Source organism: Pseudoalteromonas sp. SR44-5, from assembly GCF_014163675.1.
GTDB classification, from domain to species: Bacteria; Pseudomonadota; Gammaproteobacteria; order Enterobacterales; family Alteromonadaceae; genus Pseudoalteromonas; species Pseudoalteromonas rhizosphaerae.
Genome location: NZ_JACJDT010000009.1, coordinates 134,606 through 152,192, shown reverse-complemented (window position 1 = coordinate 152,192; position 17,587 = coordinate 134,606). Strand labels below are relative to the sequence as shown.

Annotated in this window: 17 protein-coding genes; 11 read left to right on the top strand and 6 right to left on the bottom strand. The window is 40.1% G+C overall.

Annotated elements, in window-relative coordinates:
- Positions 1-133: 133 nt before the first annotated feature.
- Positions 134-1,393 (top strand): NADP-dependent isocitrate dehydrogenase, encoded by a 1,260-nt coding sequence (gene icd / locus H5154_RS07495; protein WP_182717914.1) that lies wholly within the window; start codon positions 134-136, stop codon positions 1,391-1,393.
- A gap of 1 nt (position 1,394) precedes the next feature.
- Here the strand turns inward: icd and H5154_RS07490 are convergent, their stop codons facing one another.
- Entirely contained in the window at positions 1,395-1,844 is a 450-nt protein-coding gene (locus H5154_RS07490) for a hypothetical protein (protein ID WP_149981184.1), read from the bottom strand.
- A 149-nt stretch (positions 1,845-1,993) separates the two neighbouring features.
- On the bottom strand, positions 1,994-2,941 hold the full coding sequence (locus H5154_RS07485; RefSeq protein ID WP_145233680.1) for a LysR family transcriptional regulator: 948 nt from the start codon (positions 2,939-2,941) through the stop codon (positions 1,994-1,996).
- 104 nt (positions 2,942-3,045) lie between these two features.
- On the opposite strand from H5154_RS07485, the gene aceK reads away from it, so the two are divergent.
- The 4 genes from aceK to H5154_RS07465 all read left to right on the top strand — a co-directional run bounded on the left by aceK (position 3,046) and on the right by H5154_RS07465 (position 6,609).
- Positions 3,046-4,833 carry a bifunctional isocitrate dehydrogenase kinase/phosphatase gene (aceK, locus tag H5154_RS07480; protein ID WP_182717913.1) on the top strand — a complete coding sequence of 596 codons (1,788 nt, stop codon included), beginning with the start codon at positions 3,046-3,048 and terminating at the stop codon, positions 4,831-4,833.
- A gap of 82 nt (positions 4,834-4,915) precedes the next feature.
- Positions 4,916-5,308 carry a hypothetical protein gene (locus H5154_RS07475; protein WP_182717912.1) on the top strand — a complete coding sequence of 131 codons (393 nt, stop codon included), beginning with the start codon at positions 4,916-4,918 and terminating at the stop codon, positions 5,306-5,308.
- Between the two features lie 21 nt (positions 5,309-5,329).
- On the top strand, positions 5,330-6,292 hold the full coding sequence (locus H5154_RS07470; RefSeq protein WP_182717911.1) for a zinc-binding dehydrogenase: 963 nt from the start codon (positions 5,330-5,332) through the stop codon (positions 6,290-6,292).
- 62 nt (positions 6,293-6,354) lie between these two features.
- Positions 6,355-6,609 (top strand): DUF2999 family protein, encoded by a 255-nt coding sequence (locus H5154_RS07465; protein ID WP_182717910.1) that lies wholly within the window; start codon positions 6,355-6,357, stop codon positions 6,607-6,609.
- 54 nt (positions 6,610-6,663) lie between these two features.
- On the opposite strand, the gene H5154_RS07460 is transcribed toward H5154_RS07465, so the two are convergent.
- Positions 6,664-7,389 carry a flagellar brake protein gene (locus H5154_RS07460; protein WP_257325865.1) on the bottom strand — a complete coding sequence of 242 codons (726 nt, stop codon included), beginning with the start codon at positions 7,387-7,389 and terminating at the stop codon, positions 6,664-6,666.
- 163 nt (positions 7,390-7,552) lie between these two features.
- On the opposite strand from H5154_RS07460, the gene lepB reads away from it, so the two are divergent.
- From lepB to H5154_RS07445, 3 genes are all read left to right on the top strand, one after another.
- Entirely contained in the window at positions 7,553-8,203 is a 651-nt protein-coding gene (gene lepB / locus H5154_RS07455; protein ID WP_182717909.1) for a signal peptidase I, read from the top strand.
- Positions 8,204-8,550: 347 nt separating this feature from the next.
- A complete protein-coding gene (locus tag H5154_RS07450) occupies positions 8,551-8,979 on the top strand; it encodes a hypothetical protein (RefSeq protein WP_182717908.1) in 429 nt (142 codons plus the stop codon).
- A 115-nt stretch (positions 8,980-9,094) separates the two neighbouring features.
- Positions 9,095-9,484 (top strand): hypothetical protein, encoded by a 390-nt coding sequence (locus tag H5154_RS07445; protein ID WP_182717907.1) that lies wholly within the window; start codon positions 9,095-9,097, stop codon positions 9,482-9,484.
- A gap of 133 nt (positions 9,485-9,617) precedes the next feature.
- Here the strand turns inward: H5154_RS07445 and metG are convergent, their stop codons facing one another.
- Positions 9,618-11,642 (bottom strand): methionine--tRNA ligase, encoded by a 2,025-nt coding sequence (metG, locus tag H5154_RS07440; protein ID WP_149981018.1) that lies wholly within the window; start codon positions 11,640-11,642, stop codon positions 9,618-9,620.
- Between the two features lie 176 nt (positions 11,643-11,818).
- On the opposite strand from metG, the gene apbC reads away from it, so the two are divergent.
- The 3 genes from apbC to H5154_RS24040 all read left to right on the top strand — a co-directional run bounded on the left by apbC (position 11,819) and on the right by H5154_RS24040 (position 16,226).
- Complete coding sequence (gene apbC, locus H5154_RS07435; protein ID WP_182717906.1) at positions 11,819-12,898, top strand: iron-sulfur cluster carrier protein ApbC; 1,080 nt, start codon at positions 11,819-11,821, stop codon at positions 12,896-12,898.
- A gap of 3 nt (positions 12,899-12,901) precedes the next feature.
- Positions 12,902-13,489, top strand: coding sequence for a dCTP deaminase (gene dcd, locus H5154_RS07430; RefSeq protein WP_145233702.1), 588 nt, complete (start codon positions 12,902-12,904; stop codon positions 13,487-13,489).
- Positions 13,490-13,706: 217 nt separating this feature from the next.
- Positions 13,707-16,226, top strand: coding sequence for a bifunctional diguanylate cyclase/phosphodiesterase (locus H5154_RS24040; protein WP_182783624.1), 2,520 nt, complete (start codon positions 13,707-13,709; stop codon positions 16,224-16,226).
- Here the strand turns inward: H5154_RS24040 and H5154_RS07420 are convergent.
- Positions 16,177-16,956: a CLCA_X family protein gene (locus tag H5154_RS07420; RefSeq protein WP_182717904.1), complete on the bottom strand. Its 780-nt coding sequence runs from the start codon at positions 16,954-16,956 to the stop codon at positions 16,177-16,179. The genes H5154_RS24040 and H5154_RS07420 overlap by 50 nt on opposite strands.
- Positions 16,953-17,558, bottom strand: coding sequence for a tRNA-uridine aminocarboxypropyltransferase (locus H5154_RS07415; RefSeq protein ID WP_182717903.1), 606 nt, complete (start codon positions 17,556-17,558; stop codon positions 16,953-16,955). Before H5154_RS07415 ends, H5154_RS07420 begins: the two co-directional genes overlap by 4 nt.
- Positions 17,559-17,587 lie beyond the last annotated feature (29 nt).

The window sequence follows — 17,587 nt, the reverse complement described above, 5'->3', positions numbered from 1 at the left end:
AGACCGAGTAAAGCATAAAATCCGTTCATTATTTTATTGTTGAATGATAAGTATAGATGCTAAAACCACGACACTCACTGCCAACCATGGTTTAATGTTTATATGATATTTTATAATAAAAATATGGCAAGTTATGGGTTATCAACACATTGAAATTCCACCTCAGGGTGAACAAATTAGCATTGATAATAAAGGCATGTGGCATATTCCGGCGCAGCCGATCATTGCTTACATTGATGGTGATGGAGTAGGGCAGGATATCTCTCCGTGTATGCGTGACATTGTGAACCATGCTGTGCAGTTATGTTATCAAGGAGTGCGAAAAATTCACTGGATGGAAGTCTTTAACGGTGAAAAAGCTGCGCAGCTATATGATGGGGATTGGTTTCCGCAAGAGACGATTCATGCGGTTCGGCAATTTAAAATAGCGATTAAAGGGCCTTTAACCACGCCGATTGGCGGAGGTTTTCGTTCACTCAATGTTGCTCTTCGTCATGAAATGGATTTATTTGTAAATATGCGGCCGATTAAAGGCTATTGCGCATTACCGTCACCGTTAAAAAAACCTGAAAATACCAATATTGTTGTGATCCGCGATAGCTCTGAAGATGTGTACTCTGGAATTGAATGGCAAGCTGGCAGTGTCGAAGCCGAAAAAATGCTGGATTTTTTATGCCAAGAAATGGGCGTAACCCGTCTGCGCTTTGATCAACAATGTGGTATTGGCATTAAAAATATTTCTAAAGAAGGGTCAGAGCGGCTAGTGCGCTATGCAATAGCGTATGCGCTTGAACAAAATAGTGACTCGGTAACGGTTGTGCATAAAGGCAATGTACTTAAATTTACTGATGGTGCGTTTAAGCGTTGGGGGTTTGCCGTGGCGCAAACTGAGTTCTCAGCAATACCACACAGTAATGGCCGTTGGCTAGAAATACCACGTGAGGGCTTGGCACCGTTAGTTATTAAAGAAGTGATTGCAGATAACATGCTCCAGCAAGCGTTAATGAATCCTGAGCAATTTGATGTAGTGGTAACAACCAACCAAAATGGCGATTATCTAGCAGATATGTTGACTGCACAAGTGGGTGGTATTGGTATTATGCCCGCAGCAAATTTAAATAATGAAGTGGCTTTTTTTGAACCAACTCATGGCACGTTTGAGCGTATTGCTGGACAAAATAGTGCAAATCCTACCAGTAGTATTTTAAGTGCGGTGATGATGCTACGGTTTATGAATTGGCACGAAGCGGCCAACAGTATAGAGCTGGCTTTGCAACAGACATTCATAGCCGGTGAAGTGACCTTTGATTTACAAGCAGAGCAGCAAAACTCGACCATCCTCAGTTGCAGTGATTTTACACAAAGGATAATCGAGCGTTTAAAAGTTTCATGAGCTACGCTGCATTGGCGTTGTAGAGCTTTGCACGATACATGCAAGGGCGATTAGTCAGTGTTGCAGCACGTTGATAAATTGCTTTTGCATTGTGTTCATCGCTTGGTGTACCGCTTAATGTATCCATTAAAGCAACAACAATAATAGCTGGCACCTGACAGCAATATTCATCTAATACCGCAGTTGTTGTTTGTGCATCAACATGACAATGCGGGTGATTATGCTCAACTTGATACGCATGCAATAACGTTTGTACATCTAAACTGTCATTGTCAAAATGTTTGTTTTTACGACATTGACAGCCAAATTCATCAACCAGAGTCGCCAATGCTTGGTAAACATCATTACACTCAAGGGTGGTTTGCTTACAAAGTTGTTGTTCGATGAACGCATGTAAATGGCCGTCGATAAATAATCCGTCTTGTTGGGTGAAGCTTGCTGTAGTTTGCATCATAATGTTGTCTCTCAGTGTTAGTGGTTAACTCATTTGGTATGACTTCACTGTAGCCCTAAGCACACTATTTATGAAATTGTTGTTTTCAATAACTGATATTGATTTAATCAATAATAACGAGAGAGCTCCATTTTAATTAGAGCTTTCTAGCGATCAGCAATCGTATTAGCGAACGCTTGCAGTTCGCGGCGTAACCATTGGTGTGGGCTGGCATGATGCAGTAATGGGCTCCATAGCATTTTTACTTCAATTGGGACAATTTGAAACGGCACAGGACTAATCACTAACTCGGTATGTTTAGTTAGCAGCATTGCTTGTCGTCTTGGTAGTGTGGCGATCAGTTGTGGCGATTGGCATAGCAAACTTGCCACCATGTAATGACGAGTAAACACCCGAATATGACGGGTTTGTTCAAGCTGCCAAAGAGCTTCGTCTACCCATCCCAGCTTTTGGCTACCTGATTTATTCGTGACGGCAGCTTCAGCCCCCCAGCCTGCACGATTTACCCAAATATGCTCTGACGCTAAGTATTGCTCTAGATCAGGCTGTTTTAAGTATGGGTTAGCTGGATGCATTAAACAGCAATAGTTATCGCGCCAGACACTGGCCTGATGAAAAGACCGTGGTAGGCCGTTGAAGCGATTGATGGCTAAGTCAATGCTGCCCTTTTCCATATCTTGCAGGCTAACATCGCTGGGGCTAAGCACATCAAAATTAAGTCCTGGATGTTTATTGAGTTGCTGGGTAATAAAAGGCGCGACTAGCGTTGATTCTAAATAATCATTCGCCATAATTCTAAAGGTGAGTTCGCCAGTGGTTGGATCAAACATATCACTGGGTTGGGTTATTGCCTCAGCCATTTTTAACAGCGCTTCTATTTCAGGTTTTAAACTCAGCGCTTTTGCAGTAGGAGTCATAGAGCCTGCGGCACGAACTAGGAGCGGATCGTCAAATAAATCACGTAAACGTTTTAGTGCATTACTCATTGCAGGTTGGGTTAATGCTAATTTATTTGCCGCTTTCGAGACATTTCGCTCATCTATCAGTACATTTAAGTACACAAGCAAGTTGAGATCGACATTTCTTATATTCATTTGATCAATCTTATTCATTCGCTGTATTAATTATCTAAATTAAAGCGTGCTTGCTAAGGTGTGTAAACCACTAAATAGACATAGTCATCATAAGTGATAGAAATATGCTAGAGCTAAAAACAGCAAATACGTTATCGACTCAAACTAACAACGCAATTGAGCAAGTCATTGCGACCAAATTAGCGCGTGCCGTATTCGCAGGCTTTGAAGCGATGTTTGCTGAGTTTTTAAATATTACCTTAGGTGCACAAAGTCGTTTTGAGCAACGGCAATGGCAAAATGTACAATCGGCAATGCGTGAGCGTTTACAAGTATATGAAAGGCAAGTTAAAAATGTTAGTGAAGCGGTGCGAGTCATTGCATTTAAAGAGCTCAACGATCCGCGACTGTGGCAGCAGGCAAAGCATATTTATGGCCAAATGGTGCAAGATCATGAAAACCAACCGATTGCGCATACATTTTTTAATTCAACTTTTGGCTCGATTTGGGATGATAAAAAAATTCGCACCGTGCATTTATTTGTTTTAAAAGCCAAATACCGCGCTAAATCTCGGCCATTTGATAATTTAGTAAGTCGTATTTCATTGCAAAATGGCTTTAGCCAGGCGGTGGAGCAACTTATTTATCGACAAGCTTTTCGGGTTGGATTTACAGATTTAGCTCATGATGTTGATATTTTGCAGCGTACTTTGGCGTTAGGTGCGCAGCAGCAATGTCGTCAAGTGTATGAGCTGATGAATTTAAACGATGGCTATATTGAATACGCTAATTCACTGTTTTTTAGAAATAAAGCCTGCTACTTAATAGGTCGTTGTATTGCTAAAAATGGCGATAACATGCCCTTTGCTGTCGCTATTTTACATACCCAAAGCGGTTTAAAGCTTGATGCGGTGATGATGGGCGCAGATCAACTGAGTTTATTATTCGGCTTTGCTCGCACCTACTTTATGGTTGATACCGACCAACCCGCGCGCTATGTAGATTACTTATCAGTGCTAATGCCACATAAGCAACGATTTGAATTATTCAATGCCATTGGCTTTATTAAACATGCCAAAACAGAGTTTTATCGCTATAAGGTCGACACCACCAACAATAGTCCCATAGATGATAAGTACATTATTGCCCCCGGCACGCCAGGCATGGTAATGCTAGTATTTACCACTGCTGGCTCAGATTATGTTTATAAGGTAATAAAAGATAAATTTAGCGCGCCTAAAACATCAACCAAAGCACAGGTGATGGCAAAATACGACTTTGTAAAACAAGCGGATAGAGTCGGCCGTTTAGTCGACACCCATGAATTTCGCTATTTAGCATTTGATTTAAATCGTTTTAGCGATGAATTGCTTACCCATATGCGAGCGAGTATCGGCTCAAGCATGGCTATTGCAAATAAAGCCTTAGTGCTTAAGCATGTATACGTTGAGCGCAAAATGACACCACTTAATTTATACATCAATCAATGTGACGATAAACAACTGAATAATGTAATGCTTGATTACGGCAAGGCGATTAAAGAGTTAGCCGGGGCTAATATTTTCCCCGGTGATATGTTGATGAAAAACTTTGGTGTGACCCGTTGGGGGCGCGTGGTATTTTATGATTATGATGAAATTTGCCCATTAACGGATTGTAACTTTAGAGACTTACCGAGCAGTGAAAATAGTTTTGATGAACTAAGCAGCGAAAGCTATTTTGATGTTGCCGAAAATGATGTATTCCCGAGTCAGTTTAAAGTGTTTTTTAGTGCTGATCAGCAAGCATTTAGTCATTTTTGCCAGCAACATCAAGACTTATTTAGTCCTGATTTTTGGCTGCAGTGCCAAGCTGATATCAATGCTGGGCAATTGGCTGATGTGTATCCATACAAACAAAGTTGGCGATTTTAGCCGGGGGTTATTACCCATAAGTCTGATTAATTTTGGGCGTGTAAAAAGGTAAAGTTTCATAAAACAAAATCCAAGGAAAATCATGAAATCTCTATTATTAGCAAGTTTACTCATCACCTCACCGCTGGTTTTAGCTAACCCGCTATTAGGTAGTTGGGAGTTTGTGGAAGGGAAATATGCAGTTGAACAAGGTTATGTGACTGCCAAAGCACCAGAGTTGACCTCAGTTAAACTAATAACCGCCACTCATTTTAATTACATCACCCAAAAAAATGGCCAGTTTCATTATGCAGGTGGCGGGCAGTACACCTTAAAAAACCAACAATTTGTAGAGACTTTTGTTTACGGTAACATTGAATCGTTGCTTGGCAAAACCATGGCTTTTGATTACAAAATTGAAGGAGATTTGTGGCATCATTCTTTAACAGAAAATGGTAAGTTAGTTGAAGCCGAAGTGTGGCGTAAAATCGATTAACTCATCAATTCAGGAGCTGCAATGCAATTTATTTCTCATCAAGATCAGCATTTAACATTAAGCGACACCGCTAAACCGCAATTAAAAACTAATGAAGTGTTAATTAAAGTTGCTGCTATCGGCGTGAACCGCGCTGATTGTATGCAACGTCAAGGTAAGTATCCAGCGCCACAGGGCGACAGCCCCATTCTAGGGCTTGAATGCGCAGGCACTGTGATTGAGCTTGGCACCGAGGTTGATCAAAGCTGGCTTAATAAAGCGGTATTTACTTTGTGTGCAGGCGGTGCATATAGCGAATATGTGGCGGTCGATGCCGCACAATTAATGGCTTTACCAAGTGATTTAACTATGGCGCAAGGTGCAGCGATCAGCGAAGTATATTTAACCGCGTTTGGTGCGTTATTTCAACTTGGTAAGTTACAAGCAGGGCAAACAGCACTGATCCATGCAGGCGCAAGTGGCGTGGGTGGGGCAGCTATACAAATGGCTAAACGTATTGGGGCAACGGTTGTTATTACCGCAGGTAGCGATGAAAAGTGCGAACATGCCAAAGCGCTTGGTGCCGATCATGTAATCAACTACAAAACCGACGATTTTGTTGCTTACATGCAAAACCATGGTTTAACGGCGAACGTGATTGTTGATCCGGTATCTGGGCGCTATTTAAGTAAAAATGCAGCAATCGCTGCAATGGATTGCCAAATAATTATGCTGGCATTTTTAGATGGTCGCTTCGCAGAAGTAGATTTTGCACTCTTGTTACAAAAGCGTATTTCGTTTCATGGCTCAACACTGCGCAATCGCAGTCAAGCGTTTAAACGCCAACTACGCGATGAGTTTGTAGCAAAATTTTATGACGATATAGCAAATCAACAGTTTGATTTTAATATTTATAAAACGTTGCCTTGGCAAGACGCTGGTGAGGCACACGCGATTCTTGAACGAAACGAAAATGCCGGAAAAGTTGTATTATTAGTTCAGTAGTTTAAAAACCAATATTTGCCCATATAACTATGGGCAACTATAAAGCGATTTAAGGCAAAAACATGAACCCAATTATAGCAACATTAAAAGAGCACAATGTTAGCGATGAAAAAGTACACGAACTTTTTCAAACATTTACTCAAAACCCAATGATGGCAATGGCACTTGTGCAGCAACTCGGTATTCCACCAGAGAAGTTACAAGCACTAATGGGCTTGGTAATGACTCAGCCTCATTTAATCAAAGAAGCCGCTGATTCACTTGGTATTGGTGAAGGTGAGCTTGAAAAAGCTAAGCAGCAGTTGAAAAACCAATAACGAGCTATCAATGAGAGTACATTTAGTTACTCTCATTTGTTAAGCATGCAATTATTAAGCAATGTCTATCGTGTAAGCGGCCAATAAGTTTTGCATTTTTTGTTGTTCATGTGCGGCAAACTCGATGCCCACACTTAAACGATCTCCCTGCATTTGATTGTTGCGCACATGCGCACTGATCACCACGGCACTGTTGTCGATAGGCGATAGAACATGCACAAACACGGGGCGTTTTTTAAGCGCTAAAAACCCTGAATTAACATGCACAGTAAAGCGACAACCAGTCGGTGAAATATCGATGATCAAACCTTGCAATAGATTTTCACTGTCATAAGTATGCGATTTATTAATGCTAATCTTTGCTGGTATATGGGTTTGTAAACGGCTGACTTCACGCAGTTGCCGACTCTCAATATTCTTAGGGTAAGCAAGGTAAAGTAATTTTTCTGGTCGAAAAGAAATAGCTAATATAGTGGTCGAAAAAGCGACGCACTCCCCACGTTCACCTTCGACTATATAGCGTACAATTGCGCCATTGCCTTCTTTTAACACATCAGCATATTGGCTTTTTTTTGCTTGGACAGGGTACTTTAAAATTAAATACTTACCAGCTTCATAGCCAACTAAAGAGAGTTTAAATCTGACACTTAATGGGTTGGTGAACTGAATGTCGATTAATTTACCTGGCAGTAAGTCTAAGCAAAACTTAGCTTTGCTAGCTTGCGCTGGTCTGTCTTGTGTAATTTCCATATATACGTAGTTATTATTATTTGTTTCCAAATAGTATCCATCAAAAGAACTAAAAAATCACTACGAAAAACGACTGGTATTAGTTTATAAGCCTTAATTAATAAAAGTAATACACGCCTTGTTACAAAGTTGATTGAACTGATAAATATCTGCTTTGTCTATTAAATAACATACTAACTTATGGAACAAAACTGTGAAATACCTTTATAAAATATGGAAAAATAACCGCTCGTTAATCGTATTTATCTCGCTGATGTGTGTTTTTAGAAGTGCAGTGGCTGACTGGTACGAAGTACCCACAGGTTCAATGCAGCCAACCATTGTTGAGGGCGACCGTATATTGACAGATAAAATGGCGTATGACCTACGAGTGCCTTTTACTAAAATTTCGCTGGTTAAACTAGCCGAGCCACAGGCCGGTGATATTATTGTATTTGATTCTGTTGCTGCACAAAATCGCCTAATAAAAAGAGTAATAGGTGTACCGGGCGACACTGTTGCTTTAGTTAATAATCAACTTGTTATTAATGGTGAAAAGCTTAATTACGAAACTGTAGCTGAAACCGCCATAAACCGAGTGGAAATAGAGAATTTGCATGGCATAAAACATACCGTAAAACTCGCTAAGCAGCGCTCTTATATGCAAAATTTTGATCCACTTATCATCCCTACAGATATGTATTTAGCAATGGGGGATAACCGTGATAACAGTGCTGATTCACGAGTAATAGGCTTAGTACCAAGAGCTGAATTGCTCGGAAGGGCAAAGCGGGTGATAGTTTCACTGGATTACGATGACTATTATTTACCACGTAAAAACAGGCTTCTAAAAGAATTACAGTAATAGTAAGCGCTGTTATAGTCTGGTAAAGGATAGCACTGATAAAAGATAGTAGTGCAAAAAATAACAGCGCTAAAACTTAAAATAGCTTAGCGATTAAATTTAGCGTTGTTGACTCTCACCTAACAATAAACTGTATATAAAAATAGTGTTTATGATTTTGTCAGATATTACTGATCTCTAGCATTTTTGTATATTTCTGCATTTGTAAAAAATGAGGTGAAGTTAACTAGTTGTTTACAGGTATCTGTTTGATAGCTAAGATAAATGCATTATAATATATGGATATTTTTCTGTTTGTAAAAAGATAAATGTCGTAGATAAAATTGTTATACCTTCAAGGAAGCTCAGTGAAACTTTTAGTTTTGTTATTTTTATTTACTTCAATATCAACTTTTTCTTGTGATAAAAAAAGCGAAATAAAGAAAGTAGCGGCGTTTATAACTCAAGATAATTTCGCTGATTTATCAGAAATAACGGTTTATTACCCTGTTAATTATGGTGTTGCTGAGGCTGTAAGAGCTGTAATCTCTCTAGGTGAAATTGATAGGGTAACCTTGTATGTTCCTACAATTATTTCTGAACCACATGCTTTTGAAAGCAATCATGAGCTAGCTGATTATAAAGTATCAACCTTTACAATTAAGACTGATACGATAAATGAGGCTTATATTACTGTGAATTACCGAGCTCCGAAGAAAAATGATGGCTTAATCACTTTTTGTATGGGACCTTTTCGAGTCTATAAAATAAGTGAATTACCGATAAAGAAGGTATAATAAACGCATCAGAAATGACTTCAAACGCTTGGCTGGCGCTCATTCTTCGCTAATTATAGCCAAGCATTTTCCGCAATTTATGCGCGTGTTAACTTAACTAAACATGGTGCCCATATTGAGAGTTTCTGAAAGGCTGAAATATGCAGTCATCTTATCTTTCGCCAGTTGGCCACTATTCATTTGGCTGGGCACAGATCTCGTCGGTAGCTTTTGCGCACTTTCAGGGTTTATAGTTGGCTATTACTTTGCTCCAATAACTCACAGACAAACCAAAAAGTACCAAGTACAGCTTTTAGGTTTGGGCATGGGCTTTCTAGCTCTGTATTTATCGAGCTTTTTAAGAAGTATATTTGAGTTAATTTCAGGTGAGCCTTTTAAAGGTGTAGGTTACTACTTAATATCAGCACTAACAGGGCCTTATTTTGGTCTAATGTTTTTCGGTATACCACTTATAATTTTTTCTTTTACCAATTATATGATTTGGCTATGGTCATCCAAACTTTAAGTTAACCGGGTAGCCGCAGGTCGCTAACTTCAGCACCTACAATTTTATGTGCTGGAAAAACAATTTGTTGTGGCAATTAAAAAAGCCGTTGTTTAAAACAACGGCTTTTTAGTGTTAACTAGTTAAAGTCGAATTACATTACACGCATACCTGGCTCTGAGCCGTCGTCTGGGTTTAAAATATAGATTTCTTTACCGCCAGGGCCTGCTGCTAGTACCATGCCTTCTGACATGCCAAAGCGCATCTTACGTGGCTTCAGGTTGGCAACCATAACCGTTAGTTTGCCTTCAATATCTTCTGGCGCATAAGCTGATTTAATACCAGCAAATACTTGGCGTGTTTCGCCGCCTAAGTCGAGCGTTAGTTTAAGTAGCTTATCAGCGCCTTCAACGTGCTCTGCTTTGGCTATTTTAGCTACACGTAAATCTACTTTGGCAAAATCGTCAAATTCGATTTCAGCTGCAATAGGCTCTTTTGCCAAAGGGCTGTTTGGATCGATTTTGTCTTTTGCAGCGAGTAAGCTTTCTTTTGATTCTTCGACCATTTTATTTACTTTATCCATTTCTACACGTTGCATTAACGGTTTAAATTTATTGATCGGGTGGCTAACAAGCGCAGTTTGCGCGCCTTGCCAAGATAGATCATCATTTAAGAAGTCTTCTACGTTTGCCGCCATACCCGGTAATACTGGTTTTAAGTAAGTCATTAGCACGCGGAATAAGTTAAGCCCAAGCGAACACACTTGGTGAGCTTGTTCTTGTTTCGTTTCGTCTTTGATTAATACCCATGGTGCTGAGGTATCAATAAATTGGTTTGCTTTATCAGCAAGCGCCATTATTTCACGAATAGCACGGCTATAATCACGGTTTTCATAGTGCTGAGCAACGGTATCGGTAGCTGCTTGGAATTCAGCTAATAATTGCGGCTCCATGACAGTGTCACTTAATTTACCGTCAAACTTTTTAGTAATAAAACCGGCGCAACGGCTGGCAATGTTAACCACTTTACCAACTAAGTCTGAATTTACACGTAGTGCAAAGTCTTCTAAGTTTAAGTCAAGATCGGTGATGCCGCTGTTAAGTTTAGCAGCGTAGTAATAACGTAAAAACTCAGGGTCGAGGTTGTCTAAATATGTACGCGCTTTAATAAACGTGCCTTTCGATTTAGACATTTTAGCGCCATTAACCGTTACAAAACCATGCGCGAATACATTGGTTGGCTTTCTGAATTTTGCGCCTTCAAGCATTGCTGGCCAAAATAAGCTGTGAAAGTAGATAATATCTTTACCGATAAAGTGGTAAAGCTCAGCGTCAGAGCCTTCTTGCCAAAATGCATCAAAGTCGATGCCTTGTTTGTCGCATAAGTTTTTAAAGCTGGCCATGTAACCAATTGGCGCATCAAGCCAGACATAAAAATATTTACCAGGCGCACCAGGGATTTCAAAGCCAAAGTAGGGCGCATCGCGGCTGATATCCCACTGTTGCAGGCCATCGGCAAACCATTCGTCTAGTTTGTTAGCCATTTCTTGCTGAATAGTGCCGGAGTGAAGCCACTCTTTTAACATGCCTTCAAATGCTGGCAGGTCAAAAAAGTAATGCTCAGAGTCTTTAAGTACTGGCTCAGCACCTGACATCACAGAGCGCGGGTTGATAAGCTCTGTTGGGCTATATGTTGCGCCACATGCGTCACAGCTGTCGCCATTTTGGTCTTCAGACTTACAAGTTGGGCACGTACCAGTTACAAAGCGATCGGGTAAGAAAATGCCTTTTTCAGGGTCAAATAACTGTGAAATAGTATGCTTTTTGATATGACCGGCATCGTTTAAGCGATTATAAATAAGCTCGCTGAATTCTTTGTTTTCTTGGCTGTGGGTGCTGTGGTAGTTATCAAATTTAATATTGAAGTCTGCAAAGTCACGTTGACGTTCAATGCTGACATTTTTTACCATTTCTTCCGGCGTGATCCCTTGCTTTTGTGCATTGAGCATAATTGGCGTGCCATGGGCATCGTCGGCGCAAACATAATAAGCTTCGTGGCCTTGTAGTTTTTGAAAACGTGACCAGATATCAGTCTGAATATATTCCAATAAATGGCCTAAATGTGTTGGGCCGTTGGCATAAGGTAATGCACTGGTAATGAGGATCTTTCGCTGTGCCATAATCATTCCGAATTGACGGTTCCTGTTAAGGAACGGATGAAAATCATAATATTATCAGCAAACCTAAAGGAAACATCTTCGTGGTTGGCCGATTTTCATTAATTGACTGGTGTTAATGCCCTGAATGTTACATAATTCCGAGGCAATTTTCATCAAAGAAACACTATTTTATTGTTATGTTTGGATTGTCGAAACTATTCTCCTCTAAATCGGTGCAAAAACAACCGATTCTTACTGCCTTAGCAGGGTATCGCAGTGCCGCTTTTGCTGTCGGCATTGATGAAAAATTCATTAAAAGCATTGAATCAAAAAATGATAAATCAATATTGCTTCATTTAACGCTGCCATTTGCTGCGTTATCTGAAATGCCAAAGGTAGCAGCGTTTGTAAGCCAACAACTTAATCAAGCAGTGACAATTAACGCAAGCATTGAGCTGACTGAAGCATGTAAGTTCAAAGCGATAAAACATATTGTGTTGATTGCATCAGGCAAAGGTGGTGTGGGTAAATCAACCACCGCGGTAAATTTAGCGGGCGCACTCAAAGCTGAAGGCGCGAAAGTGGGGATTTTAGATGCGGATATTTATGGCCCGTCTATTCCAATGTTGCTAGGCCTTGAAGGAGCAACACCCACGGCTAAAAATGACAAGCAATTGCTACCATTTGACGCTAATGGCATCAAAGCACAATCAATTGGCTTTTTAGTGCCTAGTGATGATGCCACAGTTTGGCGCGGACCGATGGCGTCGGGCGCATTAACGCAACTGTTAAATGAAACTGCATGGGGTGAGCTTGATTACCTGATTGTAGATATGCCACCAGGAACTGGGGATATTCAACTTACTATGAGTCAGAAAGTACCTGCCAGTGGCACGGTGATTGTGACGACTCCGCAAGATTTAGCACTTGCTGATGCGCAAAAAGGCATTGCCATGTTTAATAAAGTGAATGTGCCAGTATTGGGCTTGATTGAAAATATGAGTCATTTTTTGTGCTCACACTGCGGCGAACCAAACCATGTATTTGGAAAGGATGGCGCAATAAAATTAGCTCAGCGTCATGGTGTGCCAGTGTTGTCGCAAATTCCTTTGGCGATTGATATTCGCGAATACTCAGAGCAAGGCAAATTAATCGCCATGGATAATCAGGCTGCGGTGAGTGAAACTTATGCTGACGCTGCGCGGCTGATTGCCAGTATGCTTTACTATCAACAACCCCATCATAATTCAGTCGAAATTGTGATTACGGATGATTAACTAATGAGATTATCAGATACCCATATTAAAGAATATATTGCCCAACAGCGTATTATTATTGAGCCAAGTCCGACCGATGAAATGATTTCTGGGGTAACGGCAGATTTACGTTTAGGTAATAAGTTTCGTGTATTTCAAGATCATACAGCAGCTTATGTTGATTTAAGTGGTCCAAAAGATCAGCTTAATAAAGCAATGGAATCAATAATGAGCGATGAAATAGTGTTAAAAGAGGGCGATGCATTCTTTTTACACCCAGGTGAATTAGCCCTTGCGATGACCTATGAAAAAGTCACGTTGCCGGCAGATATCGTTGGCTGGCTTGACGGCCGTTCATCTTTGGCACGTCTTGGCTTAATGGTGCATGTGACGGCCCATCGGATTGATCCCGGTTGGTCTGGTAATATTGTTTTAGAGTTTTATAACTCGGGTAAATTGCCGTTGGCATTACGACCTATGATGAAAATCGGCGCTATGAGCTTTGAGACCATGTCAGGTCCTGCTGAAAATCCGTACAATACACGCAAAGATGCCAAATATAAAGATCAAACCAGCGCAGTTGCAAGTCGTATTAGTGATGATAGTAACTAATTAAAATATAGTTTTAAAATAAAGGCTTATCACTTGATAGGCCTTTTTTATTGCTTGGAAATACACTCACTCGATTTTATTACCATAAACACTGCTTAAGCATTTTATTGATATATTATCCACGGTTCAGGTTATTTACTGGCTATTTCATTTAATACCTCCATACTTTAATTATCTTTTTATAATTTACTATTTGTTCAATGCACATGGAGTGACAGTGGATCAGGCAAGCATATTAGCGCGAGCATATTGTATAAAGATTTTTTTAATACTGTTAAGCATTACTGCTACAGCGTCTGTGATGGCTGATGAAGTGCCTGCCAGTGGCTGGTTAGTGCCAGCAAATACGCCCTTTCAAACTACCAAACCCTTACTAGAACAAGTTGTCACTACCGATTCAAAAACAGATTTATCACATGTTCGTATCAAGGCAGAGCAAGGTTATTGGTTTATTGTTGATTTAAATAAACGGTCGCAATCAAAAGTTGAGGTGATTTATGCAGACAATTCCCATTTAGCGCAGCTTAATTTTTATATTCTTGATGAGAGTTTCAACCCGTTAGTTGAAGTAAAAAATGATGCATACCGTTATGTTGATAAAGTACTGCCACACGCACTGTTACCTAAAGATGAGGCTCGTTGGGCTGTAATTTACGCTCGCCATAGTGAAGATGACAGGCTGAGCATTGGCCTTGCAACTGGTAATGAATTTGCCAATTTGATAAACAAGAAACTGCGAAATTTCTTTTTAATTACGGGGCTATTACTGCTGTGTCTTGCCGTTGTTGGCACTGTATACGGTTTATCTCATCAAGCAAAATCGCTTTATTTACTTGCTTACCTAGTGTGTGTATTAAGTGAGTTTTTAATAGCAAAAGGGGTGTTGAATTACTTTAATATTGAATTTGCGTCTTTATGGTACACAAAGTTACAGTTTTCATTTCAAGTTATAGCCTTAGGGGTGGTCAACTTTTACTTTATTCATTATTTACAGTCGCAAAATCATTTAAACGCTCGACAAGATAAGTTAACAGTTTATATAAGCTTATTTTGTGTTGCAGCACTATTTAGCTGTTTTATGAAGCAATCAGTGCAGTTTGCTGTAGTGACCGTGTGTTTGGGTTCTATGTTGGTGGTGCTGAGTTATTTATTTTTTTATTGGCTTAGTAATACCAAAAAAGCGATGCAATTTAAGTTTGTACTGGTCTGGTTTGCAGTGGTTTTACAAACTTTATGTTGGCAAGCAACGCTGGTGGCAGGTGCACAGATACAGCAACTTAATGATATGTTACTGGTGCTAAATGTAATTACTTTTGTGATGGTGTTACTCATTCACGAGCGTAAGTGTGTTATGCAATATAGCTACAGCCTCACTCACGACGACGATACAAAATTACCTAATAAACAGTTACTAATAGAGCGTCTTGATAGTCAGGTGAAATTATCAACAGAGCATTCTTTACTGTTATTTAGGCCTGCTGTACTGATTAATGCTCGGGCAAATTTTGGCTATGAGCATGTAAATGAGCAGATAAAATTAACCATGGGCAAATTAGCCCAGCAATTAGCGTCAATGAATGTGCTGTGTGTTGAAGCTAATCTTCAGCATAGCCGTTGTATTGCCAGGTTAGATGACAGCACCTATGGGGTTGTAATAGTCGGCAAGTTAGAATTAAGCCAAGTAGAGCAGTTTGTATGTGTGATCAATAGCGTTTTTGCTGAGGGTCTCACTCATCAACGCATTCACTTAATTGATAAAGTTGAAATTGGTGTAGCAAATTATCCCTTACATGCCAGTACCTCATTACAACTAGTCCAGCGAGGGCTGCAAGCATTGGCGGTTAAACCACTTCATGGTGAACGCTGGCATATGTTTAATATAGAGAATGTGACGTTATCGCAACGGCGCATTGCGATTGCATCAGCTTTAAAAGAAGCCATTGAATGCGATCAGCTTAGTTTATTTTTTCAACCGCAGATATATCTAAACACCGGTAAAGTGCACGGCGCGGAAGCTTTATTACGTTGGGAGCATCCACAGTTGGGTAATGTTCCCCCTGATTTATTTATCCCTATTGCTGAATCATCAGGGATAATTTCAGATTTAACCGAATGGGTTATTACGCAAGCACTGCAATATCAAAAGAAAATGATTGTATTATTGCCTGAGCATATTGTATCTATCAATATTTCGGCTAAAGATTTGCTGCGTAAAGATTTACCCGTGTTATTTATAACGTTGTTGAATGAGCATCAACTCAACCCGGCTAATGTAATGTTAGAACTAACGGAATCGGCAACACTCTTTGAGGGGGTTGATATAAAAAATGCCCTGAATGATTACCGTTTAATTGGCGTTAAAATAGCAATTGATGACTTTGGCACGGGGTATTCGTCACTCGCGTATTTGAGCAAAATGGGCTTTGATGAAATAAAAATAGATAAGCAATTTGTAATGAATATTGAATACTCTAAAAATGATCAAACAATTTGTCGTGCTACCTGTGATATTGCCAAATCACTGGGTTCATACGTAGTGGCTGAAGGGATAGAAGATAGCCAAAGTATGGCTAAATTACAAAGCTATGGCTGTGAAGTTGGTCAGGGATACTTTTTTTCACGGCCATTACCGTTTGACGATTACATGCAGTGGCTTGAAGAAAATCTTGAAACCACCACCGTATTTGTCAATGATCTTGAAAAAGTAGTTGACCTAATTGGGAAAAATAATCATTGAGCGCGTTATTACAAATTTTTAAGCTATCGCGCTTAGGGTAAATTAGCGCTGAGTTATTGAGCCCAGAGACTAAAAAGTGATTAACGATCTGCTCATTACAAGCAATACATGCTTCAAAACTACGTGCAGCTAACTCTTCAGGCATACTCATATAAAACTGCTGATGGCGTTTATCAAATTCTATACAATCTAATACATACTGATTAGCGTGTTGACCGGTTGGTTCTAGAAATACCCCTTGGTAAAACTTATTTAATGCTAAGTTTAGTGGGTGACTTTGCCCAATCGTGTGCTCCAGCCAAAGTTTAGAGGCAAAATGCTGTGGCGAATGCTGGGGAAATATGTGTTTAGTTATGTGATGATCAAACGCATGAAACCATTCATGCGCCAGCGCGCCACCGCCTGCATTTTTTGCCAGCGCAAGGGTACGAGTACGGCTATTATAATGTGCTTGGACGTGTTGTTGCCCGCCATGGCCAAAAGCAAAATTGAGTTTCCCCCTCAGACCAATGGTCTTTGGCGGCACTTGCAGTATTTGCGCTAAATCGGCTAGTGCGTCGTAAATTAAATTAGCACTAATAAAGCGTTCTTCTTTGGTGACCCATTTACCCACCACCATAGTACGAAAACCAAATGTATCGCGGATATCACTAAAGTCAACTTGGTCATCAAATCGGTAATCCGGTCCTTGGCGGTAAAACCCGCGCTTTAAGCGATTGCTGGCACTCATTTGGCTTGATAACGCGCTTTAACATGCTCAGGCATAAACTGGGTTTGTTTTCTGTTGAGCGCTTCCAGTGCCTGATATAAAGGCTCAGGGTTAATATGTTCAATCAAGGCTAAACTATGTGCAACCGCTTCTAATGTGGAGAGGCTATCTGCACGGGGAGCTTTGCGAATACGATATCGGTTTTGTGGGATCGTCGTAAAGCTGACCTTTTTAAAAGCCGCAAGGGCTGGGGTAAGTTGCATGATCTTAAATGCTTTTTTCCAGGTGCCATCGATTACAATTAGATGACTTAACCGGCTTTTAAATTGTGGTGCTGCGGTACTTTCATCATCCAGTAAGATGGCATTATCATCAGGGTAGAGTAATGCAGTTGTGGCAACGGGTAGTGTGTTTAGTTGTGCAAAATCAGCCTGCGTTTCTCCTACCATGATGTCGTATTGCGTTAGGCACAATGTGAGTAAACGGGCGGTGTTTTTAGTGATCTTTACTTCGCTAGGATGCTGCAAAATTATAACTTTGAGTTTATTTTCCAGTACCGACAAATCTTCACAAAGACACGTTTGTAGACTAAATTTACAATTAACACACAAAGAACGGGACATAAAAGAATCTTGTTTAGTAGCAATAAGTT

Coding starts and splice junctions, on each gene's coding strand:
- icd (WP_182717914.1), top strand. CDS start 134: ATGGGTTATCAACACATTGAAATTCCACCTCAGGGTGAACAAATTAGC.
- H5154_RS07490 (WP_149981184.1), bottom strand. CDS start 1,844: ATGCAAACTACAGCAAGCTTCACCCAACAAGACGGATTATTTATCGAC.
- H5154_RS07485 (WP_145233680.1), bottom strand. CDS start 2,941: ATGAATATAAGAAATGTCGATCTCAACTTGCTTGTGTACTTAAATGTA.
- aceK (WP_182717913.1), top strand. CDS start 3,046: ATGCTAGAGCTAAAAACAGCAAATACGTTATCGACTCAAACTAACAAC.
- H5154_RS07475 (WP_182717912.1), top strand. CDS start 4,916: ATGAAATCTCTATTATTAGCAAGTTTACTCATCACCTCACCGCTGGTT.
- H5154_RS07470 (WP_182717911.1), top strand. CDS start 5,330: ATGCAATTTATTTCTCATCAAGATCAGCATTTAACATTAAGCGACACC.
- H5154_RS07465 (WP_182717910.1), top strand. CDS start 6,355: ATGAACCCAATTATAGCAACATTAAAAGAGCACAATGTTAGCGATGAA.
- metG (WP_149981018.1), bottom strand. CDS start 11,642: ATGGCACAGCGAAAGATCCTCATTACCAGTGCATTACCTTATGCCAAC.
- apbC (WP_182717906.1), top strand. CDS start 11,819: ATGTTTGGATTGTCGAAACTATTCTCCTCTAAATCGGTGCAAAAACAA.
- dcd (WP_145233702.1), top strand. CDS start 12,902: ATGAGATTATCAGATACCCATATTAAAGAATATATTGCCCAACAGCGT.
- H5154_RS07420 (WP_182717904.1), bottom strand. CDS start 16,956: ATGAGTGCCAGCAATCGCTTAAAGCGCGGGTTTTACCGCCAAGGACCG.
- H5154_RS07415 (WP_182717903.1), bottom strand. CDS start 17,558: ATGTCCCGTTCTTTGTGTGTTAATTGTAAATTTAGTCTACAAACGTGT.